General features: G+C 44.5%; 15 protein-coding genes and 1 tRNA gene. 10 read left to right on the top strand and 6 right to left on the bottom strand.

Translation table 11 applies throughout. The annotated features are described in order from the left end of the window. Positions 1-19 precede the first annotated feature (19 nt). Both EO130_RS09615 and EO130_RS09620 read left to right on the top strand, forming a co-directional pair. A complete protein-coding gene (locus EO130_RS09615; RefSeq protein ID WP_127141303.1) occupies positions 20-295 on the top strand; it encodes an ATP-dependent Clp protease adaptor ClpS in 276 nt (91 codons plus the stop codon). Positions 296-447: 152 nt separating this feature from the next. Beyond that, on the top strand, positions 448-1,050 hold the full coding sequence (locus EO130_RS09620) for a hypothetical protein (RefSeq protein ID WP_127141304.1): 603 nt from the start codon (positions 448-450) through the stop codon (positions 1,048-1,050). Between the two features lie 53 nt (positions 1,051-1,103). On the opposite strand, the gene EO130_RS09625 is transcribed toward EO130_RS09620, so the two are convergent. Next, positions 1,104-2,711, bottom strand: coding sequence for an amidohydrolase family protein (locus EO130_RS09625; protein ID WP_127141305.1), 1,608 nt, complete (start codon positions 2,709-2,711; stop codon positions 1,104-1,106). A 173-nt stretch (positions 2,712-2,884) separates the two neighbouring features. On the opposite strand from EO130_RS09625, the gene EO130_RS09630 reads away from it, so the two are divergent. The 4 genes from EO130_RS09630 to EO130_RS09645 are packed head-to-tail and all read left to right on the top strand — an operon-like array spanning position 2,885 to position 9,224. Further along, positions 2,885-5,653, top strand: a complete 2,769-nt coding sequence (locus EO130_RS09630) for a TonB-dependent receptor (RefSeq protein ID WP_241244333.1) — start codon at positions 2,885-2,887, stop codon at positions 5,651-5,653. Beyond that, complete coding sequence (locus EO130_RS09635; RefSeq protein ID WP_127141306.1) at positions 5,653-6,981, top strand: DUF4249 domain-containing protein; 1,329 nt, start codon at positions 5,653-5,655, stop codon at positions 6,979-6,981. The genes EO130_RS09630 and EO130_RS09635 overlap by 1 nt, the downstream gene beginning before the upstream one ends. An 11-nt stretch (positions 6,982-6,992) precedes the next feature. Then, entirely contained in the window at positions 6,993-8,762 is a 1,770-nt protein-coding gene (locus EO130_RS09640) for a carboxypeptidase-like regulatory domain-containing protein (protein ID WP_127141307.1), read from the top strand. Between the two features lie 21 nt (positions 8,763-8,783). Beyond that, positions 8,784-9,224: a DsrE family protein gene (locus tag EO130_RS09645; protein WP_127141308.1), complete on the top strand. Its 441-nt coding sequence runs from the start codon at positions 8,784-8,786 to the stop codon at positions 9,222-9,224. A gap of 134 nt (positions 9,225-9,358) precedes the next feature. Here EO130_RS09645 and EO130_RS09650 read toward each other — a convergent pair. Further along, positions 9,359-9,432 (bottom strand) — tRNA-Arg (locus EO130_RS09650). Between the two features lie 62 nt (positions 9,433-9,494). Here EO130_RS09650 and EO130_RS09655 point away from each other — a divergent pair. After that, entirely contained in the window at positions 9,495-10,007 is a 513-nt protein-coding gene (locus tag EO130_RS09655; RefSeq protein WP_127141309.1) for an adenine phosphoribosyltransferase, read from the top strand. Here the strand turns inward: EO130_RS09655 and EO130_RS09660 are convergent. The 3 genes from EO130_RS09660 to EO130_RS09670 form a co-directional block, all read right to left on the bottom strand. Beyond that, on the bottom strand, positions 9,998-10,147 hold the full coding sequence (locus EO130_RS09660; RefSeq protein WP_127141310.1) for an SsrA-binding protein: 150 nt from the start codon (positions 10,145-10,147) through the stop codon (positions 9,998-10,000). The two genes, EO130_RS09655 and EO130_RS09660, sit on opposite strands and share 10 nt — an antisense overlap. A gap of 521 nt (positions 10,148-10,668) precedes the next feature. After that, entirely contained in the window at positions 10,669-12,444 is a 1,776-nt protein-coding gene (locus EO130_RS09665; protein ID WP_127141311.1) for a M56 family metallopeptidase, read from the bottom strand. Beyond that, entirely contained in the window at positions 12,441-12,800 is a 360-nt protein-coding gene (locus EO130_RS09670) for a BlaI/MecI/CopY family transcriptional regulator (RefSeq protein WP_127141312.1), read from the bottom strand. The genes EO130_RS09665 and EO130_RS09670 overlap by 4 nt, the downstream gene beginning before the upstream one ends. A 153-nt stretch (positions 12,801-12,953) precedes the next feature. Between EO130_RS09670 and EO130_RS09675 the strand changes: the two genes are divergently transcribed. Then, positions 12,954-13,892, top strand: coding sequence for a calcium/sodium antiporter (locus tag EO130_RS09675; RefSeq protein WP_127141313.1), 939 nt, complete (start codon positions 12,954-12,956; stop codon positions 13,890-13,892). A gap of 62 nt (positions 13,893-13,954) precedes the next feature. Here EO130_RS09675 and EO130_RS09680 read toward each other — a convergent pair whose 3' ends face one another. After that, positions 13,955-14,965, bottom strand: coding sequence for a glutamine synthetase beta-grasp domain-containing protein (locus EO130_RS09680; protein WP_127141314.1), 1,011 nt, complete (start codon positions 14,963-14,965; stop codon positions 13,955-13,957). A 210-nt stretch (positions 14,966-15,175) separates the two neighbouring features. Between EO130_RS09680 and EO130_RS09685 the strand changes: the two genes are divergently transcribed. After that, positions 15,176-17,362, top strand: coding sequence for a glutamine synthetase III family protein (locus EO130_RS09685; protein WP_127141315.1), 2,187 nt, complete (start codon positions 15,176-15,178; stop codon positions 17,360-17,362). Positions 17,363-17,442: 80 nt separating this feature from the next. Then, positions 17,443-18,621: an AIR synthase related protein gene (locus EO130_RS09690; RefSeq protein WP_127141316.1), complete on the top strand. Its 1,179-nt coding sequence runs from the start codon at positions 17,443-17,445 to the stop codon at positions 18,619-18,621. Positions 18,622-18,642: the final 21 nt, after the last annotated feature.

Raw genomic sequence — 18,642 nt, forward strand, 5'->3', positions numbered from 1 at the left:
ACATAAACTTCAATAGATTATGGGCACTAAAGAAAAAGAGTTGGAAGATGTTCTTCTGCAAGAAGAAATCACAAAAGAGCACGAAATAGTACTTTTTAACGATGACGTGAACACTTTTGACCATGTCATTGAAACCCTTATCAATGTTTGTGAACACACTCCCGAACAGGCAGAACAATGTTCACTGATAGTGCATTACAATGGAAAATGCACCGTAAAAACTGGAGAATATGCCGTTCTAAAACCCAAGTGCAGTAAATTATTACAGGCTGGTTTGAGCGCAGAAATCGTGTAACAAAGGTTTTCAATCGTTCAAAGCTCGCACATCCAAACACAAACCTAAAATTCATGTATTCTTTACCTTGAATTGGATTATATTGCCGTCCCCAGTCTTTATATGTAGCCTAAACAATCAAAAACCAATCCGTTAACCACCCATTCTACAAGATGAGTGAATTTTTTAAGGCTGAACTGAAGGACCGTTTTTTGGAGTATGCCCTGGAACGAAATGATTATTTTGAGGTCCAGACCCTTTATGATGAATTTTTACGGCCAAACTACAGCTTGGACTATGCCCAGAAGCTGGTCAAGGACATCAAGGACTACGATCGGGAATTACTGGACGTTATGGGGGGCAATGGCTCGGACATTTTTATGTTGGCGTCCACTCCAGCCACTCAAGATTTTTTGGATGAAGGAGGTTTTATGCATCTGTATGTCAAGGAGGAAGAAAAATGGGATACCTTTTTAAGCCATCTGTCCAGTACTCCAAAACTAACCAAAACAGAAAAAAAGCTGCTAAAACGAGATAATCCCGACCTAAAAAGGGAGAAATTCATGCTCTTTGGCCTTATTGGCGCCGTAGCTGTCAGTTTTTTGTTTACCGTAATCAGTATTTTCAACGAGACATTCCTAAAACCGGAATACGTACCTGCTGATGAGTTTCAACGAAAAATGAACCAATTGCAAGAGCAATATATTTTGGAAAATGAACGACTCAAACAGGAACTAAGAGAGTCCCAACGGGTTTTGGATTCTTTGGGAAAATAGATAAAAAAGCCGCAGTTTCTTGACTACGGCCTTTGTTGATGGGTTATTTCACCTTAGGGCTTCATACCGGGCTGTACAATTTCATAGTTAGATTCGGACTTTGCCTTTTCTACCATTTTCTTCACATCCTCAAGAAGTTTTTTGGCATCGTAAATAATGCCGTCTTTAACGGTGTATTTTACACCTCCGACCCTTTTCACCGTATTGTCTTCCTGAAGTTGAATGGCACCAGTACCATAAAGTGCTTTTAAGTTGACCAAGGGATTTTCTTCAACAATGACAAAATCCGCCAGTTTTCCCACTTTAATGGTACCGATCTCATCTTCCAATCCAAGTGCCTCAGCACCGTTCAGGGTAGCGGCCTTGATCACTTCAAGCGGATGAAAACCAGCCTCGCGCAAAAGTTCCATTTCCCGTGGGTAGGCAAAACCATACAATTGGTAGATGAAACCGGCATCGGTGCCTACGGTCACACGTCCGCCCCGATTTTTGTATTCGTTTAAAAATGTCATCCAAAGCCTGTAATTTTCTTTCCAGTCCATTTCTTGTTCGGTGCCCCAGTAATGCCAGTAAGAACCATGGGATTGTCTGCTTGGAGCATAAAATTCCCAAAGGGAAGGCAGGGTATATTCCTCATGCCATTCCGCTCGCCTAGCCCTTTGTAGGTCACGGTTCGCTTCGTAAATGACCATGGTTGGGGAAATGGAGAAATCTAGCGAAATCAATTCGTCCATTACGGCATTCCACTTATCGGAATAGGGTTGGGCCGCTTGCGCCCACAATTGGCCCGCTTCCCCAAAGCGATCTTGCTCGTTCTGGTAATTGTAATCCAAGGAATAGTCTTGGACGGTCCTGTCGGTAAATAGGGCTTCGGGCAATCCGTACCAGTGCTCCATGGAGGTGAGTCCGGCCCGTGCACTGTTCAGTACGTTCCAACGACCCACATACAATTGAGCATGATGCGTTTTTGAACGTAGGCCCAATTTTTTGTTTTCATCCAAAGCTGCGGTCATGACCTCCGGCAGGCCACCCCCAAATTTGATACCATCCGCTCCTTTTTTAGCATTGGCACGAACCCATTCCCTTGCAGCTTCGGGGGTAGTGATATCGCTTCTGTTTCCCTCACCTGTCAAACTGTTTCCAAACCACGTATAGGCCTCAATCCGTGGTGCTGTAATCTCATTTTTTCTGCTCTTTTCTTTCTGGTCAAGTACCCAATCAATGCCATTTCCGGAGCCTGGGTCACAAATGGTCGTGATACCGTGTCCCATCCAAAGTTTAAAAACATACTCCGCTGGTGTGCCTTGCGAACTCCCGCCAATATGGGCATGGGTATCCACAAACCCCGGTAGCAGGTACATGCCTTCGGCATTAAGCTCTTTACCGCCCTCTTTGAGTTTGGGCCTGCCTTTTGGGTCAATCGCCATTCCGGGAAAACCCACAACTTCCACGGAGGCAATACGGTTGTTTTCCACTACAATATCCACAGGGCCTATGGGTGGCGAGAGTGTGCCATCGATTACCGTGACACCACGAATGATCAGTTGTGACCAAGGACCTTCGCCTTCCGACCTGGTCGGTGCTTTTTCAATTTGTGAATAGGATTGTAGACCAAACAAAAGGCTTACAAGTAAAAAGTAGTGGAGTTGAATTGTTTTCATAGGTTGGGTTGATTGGTACTTTATTTAATCGATGTGTTTGATAAACTTTTAAATTAAAGGGGTAAAAACGTGTAAAAATTTAATTTTTTAAAGTAATCACCTAATTTTCATTAACTAAATTAAACAACTTATTGATTTATTTTTAAATTCATCAAACCTAATTCAATAAATCTTTGAGACCTCGCATCAAAATGTCCTCTTTGTTCAAAAAGGGAAGTTGGTTTGCCATTTTCTTGATGGTACAATTGATGTTTTCCCAGAATACAGCAAACCCAAATGGGTTTTTCCAAGAACTACAGCAAAAATCGGGATACACCTTCTTCTACCTTGAGGAATGGATGGATGGTCTGGCCTTGCCGGAAAACATCCCCGATGCTTCCCTATCCGAGATTTTGGATACCGTTTTATCGGATACCTCATTGAACTATTACATCCTGGAAGAAGAAAAACGGGTGTTCCTGTTACAAAATACCATCATTTATGATGAACTGCCCCTTAGTTTCTATCAACAGAGCGATACCATTTTACAGTCCCAGACCGCCGAGACCCGGGGCAACCTTCCGCCCCCGACCTTTTTTCAGGATGAAGTGGTACAGCGGAAGCGACAATTGCCCGTCGCCCGGGTGGGGCGTGCGGACGAACAAGATCTAAGATCTAGCTATCGATTATCCGGTCGGGTATACAATGCTGAGAATGGTACGCCCATTCCGGACCTTGCCATAAGGAGCGGTGGACGGGTGGCCGTGACCGACGAACGTGGGGCCTATGAATTGGAACTTCCTGCGGGATACAATTTAATCGCTACCAGTGCGATGGGAATCCAGGATTCGGAGCGCGAGGTGATCATGTACAACGATGGTACTTTGGACTTCGTGCTGCAGGAAAGTTTGGAACAGTTGGAAGAGGTGGTGGTGGAGGCCGATGCGGTGAGCAATGTGGAGGATGCCATTTCGGGTAGTGAGGAGATCAGCTCCGAAGACGCCAAGGACATTCCCTTGGTGCTCGGGGAAAGAAACATTCTGGAAGTGGCCAAGGCACTTCCCGGCATATCATCGGCCGGCGAAGGGGCGACGGGACTGAACGTAAGAGGGGGCAAGACCGATCAGAACTTGGTACTGCTGGACGATGCGGTGCTGTACAATCCCACCCATTTTTTTGGCATTTTTCAAGCCCTCAACCCGTTCACCACCGAAAAGGTGAACATCTACAAGGGCGCCGCGCCCATGGAATTCGGGGGAAGGCTCTCCTCCGTGTTGGACATCGAGACCAAAAATGGGAACACCGAAAAAATATCGGGGGAGGGATCCATTGGGCCCGTGACCGGAAACCTTGCCCTGGAAATTCCATTGAAAAAGGACGTCTCTTCCCTGGTAATAGGGGGTAGGGGCGTGTATGCCGATTGGATATTGCGGTCATTGGACGAAGAGTCCTTGAGCAATAGCGAAGCCTCGTTCTTTGACGGCATCATAAAATACCACCATAAGTTCAACGAGAACAGCGAGATCAGGGGCACGGCCTACTACAGCCGGGATAATTTCAGCATCACTTCCGATTCCCTGTACAATTACAGCAACCGGTTGGGCTCGCTGCGCTGGGCGCACAAGCTCAACCAGAACACCACCGGGGTACTGACAGGAAGCTTTAGCAGCTATAATTTCGGGATCGACTACGAAGGCGAAGGGAACGGCAATTTTGAGCTGGACTATACCATCAACGAATCCGAGCTCAGGTACAAATTGAACACCCGATTGAACAATGCACATACCTTGGATTACGGCCTTTCAGCAAAATTTTATTCCTCACTGCCGGGAGACGTCAGGCCAACAGGGGAGAATTCCAATATCGCCCCTGTTTCCATAGACAGGGAGCAGGCCTTGGAGGGCGCTCTATTTATTGGGGACGAGTTCAGGGCATCGGACAGGTTGCTATTCAATGTCGGGGTACGCTATGCCTTTTATGCGGCCTTGGGCGAAGGAACGCAAAATACCTATCAAGATGGTGCTCCACGAAACCGGTCCACCGTTCAGGACACGATATCCTACGGCTCAGGAGAGTTCATTGAAACCTATGGTGGGCCAGAGGCACGATTTTCAGCACGGTACCTGATAACGGACGATTTCTCGGTAAAGACCAGCTTCAACAATTCCTATCAATTTATACATACGCTGTCCAACAATACTACGGTATCGCCCATCGACACATGGAAACTATCGGACCTGAACATAGCGCCCCAAAGGGGATTTCAGGCCACCTTGGGATTCTTCAAAAACTTCAACGACAATATGTATGAACTCAGCCTGGAGGGATATTACAAGCGCATGGAGGACGTGCTAGACTTTAAAACGGGGGCCGACCTATTGTTGAACGAAAATGTAGAGACCGAGGTGCTCCAAGGCCAGGGGAAAGCCTACGGTGTCGAATTCCTGTTGCGGAAAAACCGTGGTGATTTCAATGGGTGGCTCAGTTATACCTACTCCCGTTCCAAATATAGGTTCGATGGCAGTACCCCTGAGGAGCGCATCAATGACGGCGAGTTTTTTCCGTCCAATTTTGATAAGCCCCACGACCTGAGCGTGATTGCCAACTATAAGTTTACCCGGAGGTACAGCGTTTCGATGAACTTTGCCTATCAGACCGGGCGCCCGGTGACCTATCCGGTGGGAACCTTTAGGTTCAACAATGCGGACTTTGTGGCTTTTAGTGATAGGAATGCGTTCAGGATACCCGATTACTACCGTTTGGACCTGGGCATCAATATTGAGGGCAACCATAAAAAGAACAAGTTGGCCCATAGTTTTATCACCATTCAGGTGTACAATGTGCTGGGCAGGAACAATCCGTATTCGGTATTTTTTGTGACCGATAATGGAGAGGTAAAGGCCTTGCAAAGCTCCATCTTTGCTATGCCCATCCCCTCGATAACCTATAATTTCAAGTTTTGATGAATTTCACTAAGATCATATATCGAATCATATTGGGTTGGGTTACCCTGGTACTGTTGGGTGCCTGTGTGGACGAATTGGAGATCGAGACCTTGGGTAATGATGATGAGGCACCTCCTCTGGTCATAGAAGCAGTCCTCAGTGATGAGGTCATCAACCAAAAAGTCTATTTGAGCAGGAGCAGCCAACGCTTGGATTTGGAGACGGATACGGTTTACAACCCAAACATTCCCCTTGGTAGGGGCCCTAGAGATGCTGTGGAAACTGAAAGTGGAGCCTTGGTTCGCCTTTTTGGCGATGATGGAACGGAATATGCTTTTTTTGAAAGTGAAGCAGGACTGTACCAGTCCGATCAACCTTTTGCTTTGGAATTAGGGACTAGCTACACCTTGGAGATTGTTACGCGAAATGGAAACGAGTATGCATCGGACCCCATTGCCGTGCCAGGAAAATCCACACTAACCAATCTATACGCCGAAAGGGCCACCAATGAGAATGGGGAAGAGGGCATTGCCATTTATGTGGACAGTGAACCGCAAGAAGGAGATACCCAGTTTTACAGATATGCTTACGAAGAAACCTATAAGATTGTGTCGCCTCTTTGGTCCGCCAACGAGTTCAGGTTGACGGATTATGACCCGTGTGCATTGCCCAGTCCTACTTATAATCTATCGGTCGTACCCAAGGAAGTGGAAAATAGGGTGTGCTACAATACCGTTGCATCCAATTCCATCTTACAATTGAGCACAGCGGGCAACCCAGGAGGTAACATATCCAAGCATAGGGTTCGATTTATCGGCAAGGATAATTTCATTATTTCGGAACGCTACAGTATTTTGGTGCAGCAGCAGGTACAATCTGCAGATGCCTTTTCCTTTTACTCCAATCTGAATAACTTTTCACAATCGGAAAATATATTTTCCCAGGTGCAGCCCGGGGCCATTTATGCCAATGTGTTCCGAAAGGACGGAGCCAACGAAAACGTATTGGGCTACGTGAGTGCCGTTGGCGTGTCCGATCAACGTTTGTTCTTTAATTTTGAAGATTTTTTCCCTGGGGAGGAGCTTCCGGAATTTCCGTTCAATTGTGTCTATCAATCCCCACCAGAGTCACATCCTTCGTATTGCAGTCAAAATCCGGGGCCCAATCCTTGTCCGCTATCTATTATAGAAAGAGTAGATCTGGGAACCATCAGCTATTTTTCAACCTATGATGAAGCCTTGGTGCCCTTCGCGTCCTGTCCGAGCGATTATGTGGTGGTTCCACGGATATGTGGCGACTGTACGCTTTTGGGAAGTAATGTAGAACCCGATTTTTGGGTGGAATAATTGCAGAGCTTATGAAAACACAATGGATATTTTTTTGGGTTATCGCATCCTTGGCCTTTCAGGTACGGGCCCAATATGTCATTGGCAGTGCGGAAGAATTGCAGAACCTTAAAAGCCTGCCGCAAGAAAAGGTCTATCTGCATCATACGGGCCCCGTGGTCTTCACGGGAGAGTATCTGTATTACGCCTTTTATTGTTTCAATGCACAGAACAATCGGGCCAGTGATATCAGCTTTGTAGGGTATGTGGCCTTGGTCAACCAACAAGGGGAATACGTACTGGAGCAAAAGGTACGGTTGCAAAAGGGCATGTCCCACGGCGATTTCTTTGTCAATACCGAGGTTCCCTCAGGAAACTATAAACTGCTCGGTTATACCCAATGGATGAAAAACAATGGAATGGAACAGGTATTCAAGGATGACCTGGTGATCATCAATCCCTATCAGCAGGATCAATCCCGACTGCTATCCGAATCCTTGGCGGAAGAAAAAACAGCTTTTGAAGCAACACAACCTGTGGATTCCTCCATGATTCAGGTCAAATTGGCAGCAAAGAGGGTCGGCACCCGAAGGAAGATGGCCTTGCAGCTCAAAAATTACAAGGCCAAACTGGGTCATGGAACCTACACCTTAAAGGTGCAAAAAAAGGGCGATATCCAAACGCAACCTGCCGAAAACGCCATATCCTATGCCCGTTCCTATTTTGATGTGAAAGGGGAGTTGGACAGGAAGGTGGGCGATAGCCTTTTCCTGCCCGAGCAGCGGGGGGAACTCTTGTTCGGTAAGGTAACCGACCCACAGGGCAACCCTCTGCCCGATGCCAAAATGGTGGTTTCCGTTCCCGGGGAGGGTTTCTTACTTAAATTCACCACTACCGATGCACAGGGAAACTTTTACACCTATCTGAGAAAGGACTATAAGCAGGACAGGGCCATTATCCAGCCTACGGACCATACGCAGGATGTTCGGGTATCTTTGGGAGCCTTGCCCCATTTGGATGCCTCGGGACTCACATTTGGTGATTTTCGGTTAAGTCCCACCTACACCGAAGCGATAAGAAAGCGCAGTATTTACAATCAATTGGAGAACCAGTTTTTTTCCGTGAAGCCGGATTCCGTTCTTTTGGGCGACCCGGTAGATCCCTTTGACGGGGGAATGCCCAACACCATTTATTTGGACGATTATACACGTTTTCCCACCTTTCAGGAAACTTTGGTGGAGGTCTTTAATTACGCTGGGTATAGAAACAATGGTAAGGGCAGTGACTATATCCGGATTGCGCAGGACTTTGAGAAGTATACCGAAGAGGCCAATAGTTATCCGGCCATTGTGTTGTTCGATGGGGTGTATATTCCCGACCATGAAATAATAAAGGACTTTGATGCCCGTAAAATCGAATCCATCAGCACGGTTCCGGACCAGTTTGTGATGGCGGGAAAAGATTATCAAGGAATTATGTCCGTCAAAACCATGAAAGGCGATTACTTTGAAACCTACTCACCGGCCCATGGAATCAATGTGCCCATAAAAAAGCCCATACCGCAAAAAAGCTATTTTGAACAACGTTACGGAGCCGAAGAAATCGACCAAGCTAATATTCCCGACTATAGACGTATTCTCTTATGGGAACCACAGATAGAGATTTCCGATGAGGACCTGCAGTTCGAGTTTTATACTTCGGATCTTACGGGGGAATTTGAAGTAGTCTTGGATGGATTCACCAGCTACGGCAAACCCATCTCCGTGTATGAGACTTTATTAGTGCAAGATGATAATCAATAACCTAGTTTTACATATAATCCTATGAAACACGTTCGATTTTGTTCTTTTTTTCTTTTCATGCTTGTTTTGGCCACGAATCAAGTATCCGGTCAGCAACAATTGAGTGCCGAGGTAGTATCCGACCTGCAAAAAACGACCCAATACGCCTTTGTTTTAACCCAAGACCGACACTTTAGAGGTGTTCTGTCGATGTATGATAAATTGGTGGCAAGCGGCGTTACCATTGCCGATTATGAGATCGTCGTAAAGGGCAAGGTGGTCTTGCAGCTTAAGAAAGGTTCCGAACTGGAGTCCTTGTATCAAAAGTATAAGGACAAAGTGCGGGTAAGCGTATGTAGTGTCGCCATGTCCAAGTTGGGTGTTAGCGCGGACGAACTCATTCCGGGCCTGATTCCTGTGGAAACGGCTTCCATTCGAATGTTACAGTTGCAGGCCAGAGGGTATAATACGCTGACCTATTAGCATTTGGTGTCGAACCTCGTATTCGTGACCGCGGCAGGATGGTTCCACTTCCTTAGCACTACGCGCTGAAAATCAAAAACCCTCAAAATCAAAAAAGCAAGCTTTATGATTTTGCTTGCTTTTCGATTTATTCGTGACCGCGGCAGGATTCAAACCTGCAACCTTCTGAGCCGTAATCAGATGCGCTATTCAGTTGCGCCACGCGGCCTTATTTAAGGGCTGCAAATATATTTCTTTTTAACTTTACCTCAAAACCCTAGCGAACAAAAAATGGATTTTGCACCCTACATTCGTGATATCAAGGACTTTCCCAAGCCCGGGGTCGTTTTTAAGGATATTACTCCGCTCCTAAAAAATGCGACTGCCCTCCAAAAAGCGGCCGATGCCTTGGTTGGATTTACCAATAATATGAAAATCGATAAAGTGGTTGGTATAGATAGCCGCGGATTCATATTTGCGCCCATGATGGCCGAAAAATTGGGTGCAGGCTTTGTTACAGTGCGCAAATCGGGCAAATTGCCCTACACCACAATTTCAGAATCGTATGAGTTGGAGTATGGCACCGGAACCCTCGAAATTCACTCCGATGCCATCGAAGTGGGGGATAAGGTACTGGTTCATGACGATGTGCTGGCTACGGGTGGCACGGCCCAAGCCGTTTGCCGATTGGTCGAAAAGTTGGGAGGAGAGGTGGTCCAATGCAACTTTTTAATTGAACTTACCTTTTTGAACGGATTTGAAAAAATAAGGAATTATCAGAAAGCGGTATTGCTTCAGTATTGATCAAGTGCCCTGGTCGTGACGAAATATCGCCAACCTATAATGGCCATCTGCAATTTGGATGCTTTGGCCAAGTCCAATCCCCTTTTACTGTAAGAGGGCAACAGAGCCTTGTTCAGTTTTGCCAAAATCTTGTAAAACATATCGTTGCGTTGGTGCATACAAATATACACAAAGGTGTTTACAAGCCATGGAGATCAATAGCAATGTGGCAACCCTTTACGGTTTAAATAAAGATAACCGTTAAGAGTTGCACAAGAAGTGTGATGAAAACCTTTACAATTGCTATCATTTTTTGATTGATTTTTAAGATTGAAAGAACTATTATTTTTCTGTTATGTCCCCGAATATATAATGATAAATATCATGCTTCCAAGCATTTGACCTAAAAACAATGTAATTGCATACGAGATTGTATCTTTAAAAACAGATGGCTCCTTCAAGTGAAATATATCCCCTTGAAAAAAGTTATAAAATGTAATCGATAATATACTTTTTACTAGATAAATGTTAGAATTGTAGAGGCTTTTTGGGAAGGGATTCAAAAACCAAGGGAGCTTTCGTTTAAAAAAAGGTCTTTTTTGGGGTTTTCGTCTTGGTACAAAAAAAAGAACCGTCTCGAAAGACGGTTCTACTGACTACTCAAAAACCATTGGTTTTTTGATCAATTGCCTTTTTTGGTCGTTACCTCAATAACTCCATTTTTCGCCTTTTTTCCATACTTCTCCACTGCGGTATCTCCTTTAAGCACACTAATGCTTTCAATATTGTCCGGGGAGATATTTTTAAAGTCTTTTGATTCCGACTTTTTACCGTCAATATAATAGAGGGGTTTTCTTTTTCCGTCATCTTTAATGTAAAAGAAACGAGCGTCTTCATCACCGATGATCACTTCATTATCCTCATCGCTCACAGAATCTTTGATCACCACTATATTTTTGTCTCTTTTTACATGGATCTTTTTTTCATCATCCGTTTGGATCATCACAACATTCTTATTTTTCTCTTCTCCCACTTTTTTAATCGTCAAATGCTTAATGTTTTCGTCTTCCTCGTCCTTTGTCACAACAATGGAAGCAACGTTATCTAAATTGATATCTTCCATTTCTTCTTCCGTCAGTCGCTTTCCAATGATGATGACCTCTTTCTCTTCATCACCTTCTTTAATGATGATTTCGGTATTATCATCAGTGGTCCAAGAGCCTTTGCCTTTTATTTGATGTATTTTGACGTTTTGGCCCTTGCCTGCATTCCAAAAGGAAACCGAATTGTTCACATCGTCGTAGAACACGGTTATGGGGCCAATGGGTCCGTCAGAATTGCTATTGTAATTACCGCTGAACGATTTGCCATCGGAACTTTTGCCACTCAACTGTAGTGAAATTTCAATGATTTCCCTGTCATCGTTCCGCACCGTGGTGTAACTGAAGTCGATGCCATCCTCGGCCAGATCTTTCTTCATTTTGTCCAATTCGGCATCCGTGGTGTTTTTAGTTATGGAAAGCTCTACAGTTTTGGCATCATTGTCGAATTCTTCGACCATTACATCCTCTATGCCCTTGGGCTCTTTGTAAATATAAGTTTCCTTGATACTGAAACTTACCAAGAACAGCCCCAGCAGAGGAAGCATCACCAAGATTTTGAGTGCATTGATTTTTTTGGATTGATTTTGATTTAACATGACTATTCGTTTTTTGATTAATGAATTATAAAATGAATTGGATAAGGTGTATTCCTTTTGGTTTGCCACTTGTCTGAGCATCAGGTATTGATAGGATTTTTTGTCCGCAGCATGGGCTATGGCAAAATGGTCCGCCAAGTATTCCAGGTTTTCTCTTACTGCACTTTTGTACAACCATAAAACCGGATTGAACCAAAACACGATTTTCAGCAGTTCCAAGAATAGGATGTCCAATGTATGCCATTGCCGGGCATGGGCCTTTTCATGTTCCAGGACTGAATGCAATTCGTTGGGCTCAAAAAGGCGTGGATTGTAGAAAATGTAGTTAAAAAAGGAAAACGGGGATATCTTCTTATCTGTAACCAAGTGCAAAAATGGGGTCTCCTTCCTTCGATGTGCTTTTTCGGCCAATTTTTTCAACGATGATAATTTAAGTATGAATCGTATCAACAGGAAGACACTAACGGCTAGGTAGATGGTAACGAGTCCATTTTGAAGCGTGAAGAACCCACTCTCCTGTATCGGTGTTGTCAGTTTTCCACTGGTAGCACTAGCCTGAATCAACGTGGGTTTCGCAATCACCACAGTCTTTTTGATCTTGATCAATGGAAGTGCAATGGCCAGAATTAAACCGGATAAAAGAAACAATCTGTTTTCGGTAAAAAGGGTATCTCGTTTCAAGAAGATATGGTATACCGCCAAAAAACCTCCGGATATAAGGACAGACTGTAAAATATACATGTATATAGGTTCCATCATTTCTTCTTTTCTATAAGTTCAATAATTTCCTTGAGTTCCGAAATGGATATTTTTTCCTCTTGCGCAAAATGCGAGACCAAACTCTTGAAGGAATCATTATAATAATCTGCAATGGCAGCGTTCACAAATTTTTTGCGGTACTGTTCCTTACTGACCACAGGAAAATACCTATGGGTGTTTCCAAAGGCTTCATGGTCCACATATCCTTTTTCTTGGAGATTTCGCACTATGGTGGATAAGGTATTGTAATGCGGTTTTTCCCCTTCGATTTCTTCAAGGATTTCCTTTACAAAAGCTTTTTTGAGCTCCCAGAGGATTTTCATGATTTCCTCTTCCTTATTGGTCAATTTTTGCATGATCTAATCTTTAACTGCACCAAACATAATACTAATAAAATAGTTAAACAACTATTTTTATAGTTTATTAACTAAAATTATAGTTTTTATTGTGTTGAACCTTATGTGGGATGAATGGCCTAACCCTTATCTTTGTCCTTAAAAATTACATCTTTGGGAAATCTGGTATTTATACTTTTGGGTCTGGCCCTTTTGATTGCGGGCGGGAATTGGCTGTTGAAGTTAGCAGTAGCATTATCTCTTAAGTTGAATATTCCTAAAATTGTGATAGGGATGACGGTGGTTTCCTTCGCAACCTCGGCGCCCGAACTCATCGTTAGTATTAAGGCCGCCTTGGATGGCTTTCCCGATATTGCCTTGGGCAATGTGGTGGGTTCCAACATTGCCAATTTGGGCCTCGTGTTGGCCATTACCGTAATCTTGCGCAATATTGAGATTCGCAAAAGCTTTTATACCACCGATTGGCCAGTGATGATGGTGGCTTCCTTGCTCTTTTTTGGTTTTATTTATTTTGATGGACAATTGGGGCAAACGGAGGGTATAGTGCTGGTGTCTTCATTATTTGTTTTTTTGGTGTATCTACTTCGCTTCCAAAAAACAGCTGTTGTGGACGACATGCCCGAGGACGATATTCCCCTTCCCCTTTATAAAACGGCCCTGTTTTTGGGATTGGGTGGTGTGGCCCTATGGGGCGGTTCCGAATTGCTCATCGATGGAGCTGTGGGACTTGCTTCGTCCTTCGGGGTGAGTGACAGGGTAATCGGTATAACGGTGGTATCGGTGGGGACCAGTATACCGGAGTTGGCTGCATCCGTAATAGCGGTTATCAAAAAAGAGAAGGCCATTTCTGTCGGCAACTTGATTGGTTCAAACATCTTTAATCTGTTGGCGGTCTTGGGAATCACTTCTATCATCACGCCTATAACCGTAATGGACCAAGGATTGTTGTCCAACGACATATTTTGGATGTTGGGAATCTCCTTCCTTATCCTACCATTGGTCTTTTTTCCCAAAGGATTGCGCTTGGGGTGGAGGGACGGTTTAGTTCTTTTGGCCTGTTACACTGCTTTTGTGTACTTTACCATAACATAAAAACCGCCCCAAAATTCTCGGGACGGTTTTTACCTATAATCAACAACTAATCTATTTTCCGTTTATACGTTGGCAGATTTTACCGTTTTCACAATAACCGCCGCTACTTTGTATGGGTCGGCATTGGAAGCTGGTCTTCGGTCTTCCAACCATCCTTTCCAACCTTTCTCTACGGTCATAATTGGAATTCTGATGGAAGCACCCCTATCGGAAACCCCATAGCTAAAATCGCTAATGGATGCAGTTTCATGTTTACCGGTCAATCGCTCATCGTTGTACTCACCATAAACAGCGATGTGTTCCTTGGTTACGGGACGGAAAGCCTCACAAACTTTTTCGTATACCTCTTTTGATCCACAAGTTCTCAACAGGGTATTGGAGAAATTGGCGTGCATACCAGAACCGTTCCAGTCACCTTTGATGGGTTTTGGGTGGTACTCAATATAGTAGCCATAACTCTCGGTCAATCGCTGCAGCAAGTATCGTGCTACCCAAATCTCATCACCGGCTTTCTTGGCACCTTTGGCAAACAATTGGAATTCCCACTGTCCTGCAGCAACCTCTTGGTTGATTCCTTCAAACTGAAGACCTGCATCCAAACATAGGTCGGCATGCTCCTCAACAAGGTCCCTGCCCCATGTATTTCTACCACCAACGGAGCAATAATAAAGACCTTGAGGACCAGGATAACCACCTACTGGGAATCCAAGTGGCAGTTGTGTCGCCGTATCCATAATAAAGTACTCCTGCTCAAATCCAAACCAGAAATCATCATTGTCATCATCAATAGTGGATCTGGAGTTGCTCACGTGCGGAGTTCCGTCAGGGTTCAATACCTCGGTCATCACCAAGTAGCCATTTCTTCGAGCTGGGTCGGGATAGATGGCAACAGGTTTCAAAAGACAGTCAGAGGAACCACCTTCAGCTTGTTTGGTAGAAGAACCGTCGAAGGACCACATCGGGCAGTCTTCCAATTTACCGCTAAAATCTTCCTCAATTCTAGTCTTGCTTCTAATATTGGCTGTAGGTTCATACCCATCCAACCATAGATACTCTAATTTAGATTTGCTCATAATGCTGGTAGTTAATCGTTCTCAATTTTATGATCACAAAAATAGTTTTTTCATTTAATTATCAATATTTTAAAGGGTTAAAATCACAAAATTGCATTTAATATTTATTTTACCCCTATCAAAAGGAGGGTGGAATGAAAAAAAAGTAATTTTTGAAGCATATATTATTAAATTCTTAATTGTAGATTTGAATTTTAAAAATTATGGAATATGCCGAAAACAAGATTTGATGCCTTGGCCGAAAGCCGAAATAGGACACATGCCGATATAAACGAGACAGGTAAAAGATCCGAGCTGTTCGGGAAAAATGTCTTCAATGAGGAAAAAATGCTTCAGTTTCTTACTGCTGAGGCATTTGAAAAGGTGAAATCAGCGATTTTTCAAGGTACCAAAATTGATCGAAAAATTGCCGACCAGGTCGCCGAGGGAATGAAAGCTTGGGCACTTTCCATGGGCGCGACCCATTATACCCATTGGTTTCAGCCCTTGACTGGTGCCACAGCAGAAAAGCATGATGCATTTTTTGATATTCTGCCCAACGGTAAGGCCATGGAAAAGTTTGGTGGAGCCCAATTGGTTCAGCAAGAACCTGATGCATCCAGTTTTCCTAGCGGAGGAATCCGAAACACCTTCGAGGCCCGCGGCTACACCGCTTGGGACCCTACCTCCCCAGCATTTATTTATAAAACCACACTCTGTATCCCAACCATATTTGTCGCTTATACCGGTGAAGCCCTGGACAATAAAGCGCCTCTGCTACGTGCCCTTCAGGCTGTGGATCAGGCCGCAACCGGAGTGGCACAGTATTTTGACAAAAACGTACGGAAAGTTTATGCTACATTAGGTTGGGAGCAAGAATACTTTTTGATCGATAAGGCATTGGTCAATTCCCGAATGGATCTTTCCGTAACGGGACGGACCTTAGTGGGCAGCTTTTCCGCCAAGGGTCAGCAATTGGACGACCACTATTTTGGTGTAATCCCTGCAAGGGTACTGGGTTTCATGAGCGAACTGGAAAAAGAATGTACCAAATTGGGCATTCCGGTAAAGACACGCCATAACGAGGTAGCGCCCAATCAGTTTGAGCTTGCTCCGGTATTCGAGGAAGCCAATTTGTCCGTAGACCATAATTTGTTGTTGATGGATGTGATGGAGGAAATTGCCGACAAATACAATTTCTCCGTCCTCTTCCATGAAAAGCCCTTTGCAGGAATCAATGGTTCGGGAAAACACAATAACTGGTCCTTGGCCACCGATACAGGGGTAAACCTGCTGAGTCCAGGGAGTACGCCGATGAAAAACCTTCAGTTTTTGACCTTCTTTGTGAACACCATCAAAGCTGTGGACACCTATGAAGAATTGTTAAGGGCTTCTATCGCCTCCGCCAGTAACGACCATCGATTGGGAGCCAACGAGGCACCACCGCCCATCATTTCCATATTTATAGGAAAGCAACTGAGCGATGTGCTGGATGAACTGGAAGGGGTTTCCAAAGGAAAATTGTCGCCTCAGGAAAAAACGGAGCTCAAATTGAACGTGGTTGGAAAGATTCCCGAAATATTGCTCGACAATACGGATAGGAACAGAACCTCGCCTTTTGCGTTTACCGGAAACAAGTTTGAAATGAGAGGGGTAGGGGCCAAGACGAATTGTGCTAAGCCCATGACCATGCTGAATACCATTGTGGCCAAGCAGCTGACCGACTTTAAAAAAGAGGTCGATGCACTTATCGATAAGAAAAACCTGAAAAAGGACGAAGCCGTTTTCAATGTGCTTCGGGAGTATATCAAAACCTCCAAACGTATCCGCTTTGAAGGGGATGGCTATGGGGTAGAATGGCAAGAAGAAGCGAGAAGACGCAAACTGAGCATTAACAAAAACACCCCGGAGGCGTTGCAAGTTATCACAGCAAAGGAGAGCTTGGAACTTTTCAAGCAAATGGATGTGATGAACGAAGTGGAGCTTAAGGCCCACAAGGAGGTAGAGTTGGGAGCCTACATTTTCCATATTCAGATTGAAGGGCGTGTGCTAGGCGAAATGGTGTACAACCATATTATTCCTGCCGCGGTCAAATATCAGAACATCCTTTTGGAAAACATCCATGGGTTGAAAGAGGTGTATGGAGCGGCCCATAAGAAAATGGGAGAGGTCCAATTGAACATTTTGGAGCAAATCGCGGAGCATATCGTTGAGATCAAAAAGCTAACGGACGAAATGGCCGATGCCCGAAAGCGTGCCAATGGCATGTCGGCAGTAGAGAAAAAAGCCCAGGCCTACTGCAACAATGTAAAACCCTATTTTGATAAAATCCGGGAGCATTCCGATACCTTGGAGAAATTGATTGCCGATGAATTATGGCCCTTTACCAAGTATCGCGAGATGCTGTTCTCCAAATAGGACCACTCACAAAAAGGGAAAAGACGGAAAGCATATCAATAATTTGATGGCTTTCCGTTATTTTTGCCCAAACCTTTCATATGTCATCCGATACCAGTAAGAGATATGCACAACGAGGTGTCTCCGCCTCCAAGGAAGATGTGCACAATGCCATAAAAAATATTGACAAAGGTCTTTTTCCAAAAGCGTTCTGTAAAATCGTACCCGATTACCTAACGGGTAGCGACGATCACTGTTTGGTAATGCATGCCGATGGTGCTGGTACCAAGTCCTCTTTGGCCTATATGTATTGGAAGGAAACCGGGGATATTTCCGTTTGGAAAGGGATTGCCCAAGATGCCCTGATCATGAATGTGGACGATCTGATCTGTGTAGGTGCTACCGACAATATCATGTTATCCTCTACCATTGGTCGAAACAAAAACTTGATTCCCGGAGAGGTCATCTCTGCTATCATCAATGGTACCGAAGAATTGATTGCCGATTTGGAGAAACATGGCATTACCATTCGTTCCACTGGAGGCGAAACAGCCGATGTGGGCGATTTGGTGCGTACCATCATTGTGGATTCAACGGTTACGGCCCGAATGGAGCGCAAAAATGTCATTGACAATGCCAATATCAAAGCAGGTGATGTGATCGTAGGCTTAGCTTCTTTTGGAAAAGCGAGCTACGAAAGTGAATACAATGGAGGAATGGGCAGCAATGGGCTCACCTCTGCCAGACATGATGTATTTTCGAAATATTTGGCCAAAAAATATCCCGAAAGCTTTGATGCTTCCGTTCCAGAGGAACTGGTATATTCAGGAAACACAAAATTGACGGATGAAGTACCGGAATCACCGCTTGATGCAGGAAAACTGGTTTTATCGCCCACCCGAACCTACGCACCCATTATCAAAAAAGTGTTGGAGCGCTACTCATCCGAAGAAATTCACGGTATGGTACATTGCAGCGGTGGTGCACAGACCAAAATTCTCCACTTTGTGGAGAACCTACATATCATCAAGGACAACATGTTTCCTATCCCACCATTGTTCAAACTGATACAGGAACAATCCAATACCGATTGGAAAGAAATGTACCAAGTGTTCAATTGCGGACACCGAATGGAACTGTATGTGGATGAGAAGGTTGCTGAGGATATTGTAGCCATTTCCCAAAGCTTTGATGTGGATGCCCAGATCATTGGCCGAGTGGAATCATCCGATACCAAAAAATTGACCATCCAGAGTACCTACGGTAAGTTTACCTATTAGCATACGATTTCCCTCGAAATA

The organism is Flagellimonas marinaquae (assembly GCF_003992675.1).
GTDB lineage: Bacteria > Bacteroidota > Bacteroidia > Flavobacteriales > Flavobacteriaceae > Flagellimonas > Flagellimonas marinaquae.

Excerpts from the sequence above, each read along its gene's own strand:
- EO130_RS09690 (WP_127141316.1), top strand. The coding sequence starts at position 17,443 with ATGTCATCCGATACCAGTAAGAGATATGCACAACGAGGTGTCTCCGCC.
- EO130_RS09680 (WP_127141314.1), bottom strand. The coding sequence starts at position 14,965 with ATGAGCAAATCTAAATTAGAGTATCTATGGTTGGATGGGTATGAACCT.
- EO130_RS09660 (WP_127141310.1), bottom strand. The coding sequence starts at position 10,147 with ATGTTTTACAAGATTTTGGCAAAACTGAACAAGGCTCTGTTGCCCTCT.
- EO130_RS09665 (WP_127141311.1), bottom strand. The coding sequence starts at position 12,444 with ATGATGGAACCTATATACATGTATATTTTACAGTCTGTCCTTATATCC.
- EO130_RS09655 (WP_127141309.1), top strand. The coding sequence starts at position 9,495 with ATGGATTTTGCACCCTACATTCGTGATATCAAGGACTTTCCCAAGCCC.
- EO130_RS09620 (WP_127141304.1), top strand. The coding sequence starts at position 448 with ATGAGTGAATTTTTTAAGGCTGAACTGAAGGACCGTTTTTTGGAGTAT.
- EO130_RS09645 (WP_127141308.1), top strand. The coding sequence starts at position 8,784 with ATGAAACACGTTCGATTTTGTTCTTTTTTTCTTTTCATGCTTGTTTTG.
- EO130_RS09625 (WP_127141305.1), bottom strand. The coding sequence starts at position 2,711 with ATGAAAACAATTCAACTCCACTACTTTTTACTTGTAAGCCTTTTGTTT.
- EO130_RS09615 (WP_127141303.1), top strand. The coding sequence starts at position 20 with ATGGGCACTAAAGAAAAAGAGTTGGAAGATGTTCTTCTGCAAGAAGAA.
- EO130_RS09635 (WP_127141306.1), top strand. The coding sequence starts at position 5,653 with ATGAATTTCACTAAGATCATATATCGAATCATATTGGGTTGGGTTACC.
- EO130_RS09670 (WP_127141312.1), bottom strand. The coding sequence starts at position 12,800 with ATGCAAAAATTGACCAATAAGGAAGAGGAAATCATGAAAATCCTCTGG.
- EO130_RS09640 (WP_127141307.1), top strand. The coding sequence starts at position 6,993 with ATGAAAACACAATGGATATTTTTTTGGGTTATCGCATCCTTGGCCTTT.
- EO130_RS09685 (WP_127141315.1), top strand. The coding sequence starts at position 15,176 with ATGCCGAAAACAAGATTTGATGCCTTGGCCGAAAGCCGAAATAGGACA.